Below are 3412 nucleotides of genomic sequence, written 5' to 3' on the forward strand. Positions count from 1 at the left end.
AGTGATCGCTGGGGTGATTACCAACAACTCTGTCGAAGCCACGGCGCGATCCGGCGGCAATCTGGGTTTTGATGTGATCGTGGCGGCGGATGCCTGCTACACCTTTGATCAAACCGATTTATCCGGACGACTCTGGCCGGCCGAAGACGTGCATGCATTGTCACTGAGTAACCTGGCAATGGATTACGCCAGGATCGCCGAGACGGCTCAGTTGCTGGCCCACTGTTAACAAGGACCTTTGGAATGGAACACAACACAGGCAAGCGGATTGTGGTGGTGGGCGCAGGCATCGTCGGTGCATCGCTTGCCTATCATCTGGCGAGCAAAGGTGCCAATGTCTGCGTGGTTGAAGCGGGTGAAATCGCCTGCGGCGTTACCGCCACCTCCTTCGCCTGGATCAATACCTCCCACAGCGCTCCCGACCCAATCGCCGCCCTGCGGCGTGAAGCCATCCGCGAGTTTCATCGACTCGAAGCCGAGCTGCCTGACCTGAACATCCAATGGACCGGCGCCTTATGTTACGGCGCGGGCACTGATGAAGCATTGCTGGCTGCTGATCACACATCGTCAACGGTCTACCCCGCTCGCGCGCACATTCAAATGCTTGAGCCCGCGCTGAAGAACCCACCTGAACATGCCCTGTTCAAAGCTGAAGAAGGTGCCCTGGACGCAGTGCAGGCCACACACGCGTTGATTGCAGGTGCACAGGCGCAGGGGGCAACCGTTCTAACACAGACCCGCGTACTGGGTTTCAGGACGGTGCTGGGCCAAGTCACCGGCGTCGAAACCTCGCAGGGCACCCTGGATGCCGACGTGGTCCTACTCGCAGCCGGAACGGCGATCAAGACACTGACCGGTTTGCTGGGAAGGCCCGTTCCTGTCGAGCCCTCTCCTTCTGTCTTCATCCGCTACGCGGCACGCCCTGGCCTCGTTCGCACCCTCATCTCCAACACCGAGATGGAGGTGCGCCAACGTGCAGATGGCACGTTGCTGGTGGCGGAAGATTACCTGGGCGATGCGCTGGAGCATCATCCGTCAGCCATCGCACGACGGGCTGCCAACGCGATTCGGAGCGAACTGGCAGGAGCCGATTCACTTGAACTGCAAACGGCCTGCGTCGGGCTCAGGCCCATCACGGAAGACGGGCTGCCCGTCATCGGTCATTTGCCCACTGTCGGCGGCGTGTATGTGTGCAGCATGCACCCGGGCGTAGCGCTGGCGGCAATCGTTGGCCGCCTGGCCAGTGAGGAAATCATGGGCGGCGAGATTTCATCTCTGTTGCTGCCCTGTCGGCCAGATCGGTTCTTCTAAGCAAAGGCCGCTGAGTGGAAAGTTTCACCGGCTTCAACGCCGCCACCTGGCGTCGTCCAATAATTCTGGCCGGCAAGCGCGCCGTCCTTGTGGACGAACCTGAACAAAAACACTTTCCTGGCAGGGCTGATGACCAGGAGTCGTGCTGCTTTACGTTCACGCATTGACCGTAGTTCCTTCCTCATCAACTTGCTGATTCATGATGCCCCTTCATGACCAAGACCCTATAGCGGTGTTTGATGCTTCCGCGATCTGGCGCTAAAAGCGATGTACCTCAATCAGTAACCCTTCTTCTGCGCCAGGGGCGCTGAAGTGGCGAGTAATCAAATCAAACTCGGCATCGGTCGCCGCAAAGTCATGCTCGCCGCCTGCGTTGCGCGCATGCAAGCGTTCGCGGCAGGTGGCGTCGTCCAACTCGAGATAGTGCAGACAATGCGGTACCTGAGCCGCCTGGGCCAGGCCCAATAGCCATTCGCGGTTGGCCAGGGTGTTGGCGGGAAAATCCAGCACCACGTTGACGCCTGACTGCAACAGGTTGATCACCAACGGCCCTAACACACCGCGAATACGCTGGGCGCAGCCCAGGTAATCGGCAATGGATTGGATCTCTCCCGGATACAGCTTGGCGAGCCAATGGTCTTCGCTGAGCAGGATGGCCGCGTGCTCGGCGGCAAGGAACTTGGAGAGGGTGGACTTACCGGAGGCGATCTTGCCGCAGAGCAGATGCAGAGTGGGCATGGGGCGGTTCCTTATGCAGAGTCTGGAGCATGCCCGTCTGCCCGGACCGGCGCAATGACCTAGGTGTTCTTCGTACCGTTCGTAACAGTGGGCCCGAAAGCCACACCGATCATCGCCGATGACCTCGCCAATACCGTTTGGCGGGTGACGCGCAACCGCTGAGCAAAGTGTTTGACATACTTGCCTTAGGCAACAATATAATTGCCTTAGGCAACCAATAGAGCATCGTCATGTCTACCACCCTCGTCGAACGCGCTGGCATCATCCGTGGCTTCAACCGGTTCTACACGCACCAGATCGGCGTATTGCAGGAACACCTGCTGCAAAGCGACTTCTCTCTCACTGAAATCCGCGTGATGTATGAGCTGTCTTCCCGGGGTGACCTGACCAGCGCCGACCTCTGCCAGATGCTTGGCCTGGACGCCGGTTACCTGAGCCGGTTGATCAGTGGGTTCGAAAAGAAAGGCCTGATCCAGAAAGTCCGCTCGGCCACCGATGCACGTGCGGTACAGCTGCATCTCAGCGACCTCGGCCGCTCCGTGCTTGCGCCGCTGGAACAGCGAACCCAACAAGAAGTCATCGCCTTGCTGCAAGCCTTGCCTGAGCTGCAGCAACAACAACTGACCGCGTCCATGCAGCGCATTCAAACGTTGCTACAAGGCCGTGCGCCGAGCTATTTGCTACGCGATCCGCAACCTGGCGACATGGGCCTGGTGGTACAGCAGCAAACGGCGCTGTATGCCCGCGAGTACAACTGGAACTGGGAGTTCGAAGCGTTGGTGGCGGAGATTGTCGCCCAATACTTGCGCGAGTTTGACCCGACGTGTGAGCGCTGCTGGATCGCAGAGAAGGACGGCGAGGTGGTGGGCTCGGTGTTCGTGATACGCCATGACGAGACCACGGCCAAACTGCGCATGCTCTATGTGGACGCCAGTGCACGAGGGATGGGCATCGGTCAGCGGTTGGTGGACGAGTGCCTGCGCTTTGCGCGCAACGCGGGCTACAAAAGCATGATGCTGTGGACCGTGGACATCCTGACGGATGCACGCAAGCTCTACCAGAAGGCCGGCTTCGAATTGGTTGAAGAAGAACCCACCGTCAGTTTCGGCAAGACGCTGGTCAGTCAAACCTGGAGCCGTGAACTCTGAACACCTCCCGCGCCACAGGCGCGGGAGGCATGACCTTACAGGTCGGTGATTTCCTTGTGACGTGGTACCAGCGCCTTCATCACGCTCCACGCCACCAGGTACGCCAGCGCACAGATCGCAAACATGATCATGTAGCCGGTGTGAATATCATTGATGGACTTGTAGTAGTCGAACACCCAACCACCGATCTTGGTCATCACCACGCCGCCCAAGCC

The 3412-nt window shown here is 59.2% G+C and carries 4 protein-coding genes and 2 pseudogenes; 3 read left to right on the plus strand and 3 right to left on the minus strand.

The features are described 5' to 3' along the window. Both ACRESD_RS07585 and ACRESD_RS07590 read left to right on the plus strand, forming a co-directional pair. Positions 1-229: isochorismatase family protein (locus tag ACRESD_RS07585; protein ID WP_431750358.1), on the plus strand; the 229-nt coding region annotated here is incomplete at its 5' end. 14 nt (positions 230-243) lie between these two features. Continuing rightward, positions 244-1311, plus strand: coding sequence for an NAD(P)/FAD-dependent oxidoreductase (locus ACRESD_RS07590; RefSeq protein ID WP_431750359.1), 1068 nt, complete (start codon positions 244-246; stop codon positions 1309-1311). 5 nt (positions 1312-1316) lie between these two features. Here the strand turns inward: ACRESD_RS07590 and ACRESD_RS07595 are convergent. Together ACRESD_RS07595 and ACRESD_RS07600 are read right to left on the minus strand one after the other, a co-directional pair. Then, a pseudogene (locus ACRESD_RS07595) lies at positions 1317-1475 on the minus strand (NUDIX domain-containing protein); the annotation flags it as partial. Positions 1476-1569: 94 nt separating this feature from the next. Next, entirely contained in the window at positions 1570-2049 is a 480-nt protein-coding gene (locus ACRESD_RS07600; RefSeq protein ID WP_431750360.1) for an AAA family ATPase, read from the minus strand. A gap of 230 nt (positions 2050-2279) precedes the next feature. On the opposite strand from ACRESD_RS07600, the gene ACRESD_RS07605 reads away from it, so the two are divergent. Continuing rightward, on the plus strand, positions 2280-3197 hold the full coding sequence (locus tag ACRESD_RS07605; protein WP_431750361.1) for a bifunctional helix-turn-helix transcriptional regulator/GNAT family N-acetyltransferase: 918 nt from the start codon (positions 2280-2282) through the stop codon (positions 3195-3197). A gap of 35 nt (positions 3198-3232) precedes the next feature. Here the strand turns inward: ACRESD_RS07605 and ACRESD_RS07610 are convergent. Continuing rightward, positions 3233-3412 (minus strand): annotated as a pseudogene (locus tag ACRESD_RS07610) (MFS transporter); the annotation flags it as partial.

Source organism: Pseudomonas sp. (assembly GCF_050739995.1).
GTDB lineage: Bacteria > Pseudomonadota > Gammaproteobacteria > Pseudomonadales > Pseudomonadaceae > Aquipseudomonas.

What these genes read in the sequence shown, in the direction of transcription:
- ACRESD_RS07600 (WP_431750360.1), bottom strand. Translation starts at nt 2,049, where the DNA reads ATGCCCACTCTGCATCTGCTCTGCGGCAAGATCGCCTCCGGTAAGTCC.
- ACRESD_RS07590 (WP_431750359.1), top strand. Translation starts at nt 244, where the DNA reads ATGGAACACAACACAGGCAAGCGGATTGTGGTGGTGGGCGCAGGCATC.
- ACRESD_RS07605 (WP_431750361.1), top strand. Translation starts at nt 2,280, where the DNA reads ATGTCTACCACCCTCGTCGAACGCGCTGGCATCATCCGTGGCTTCAAC.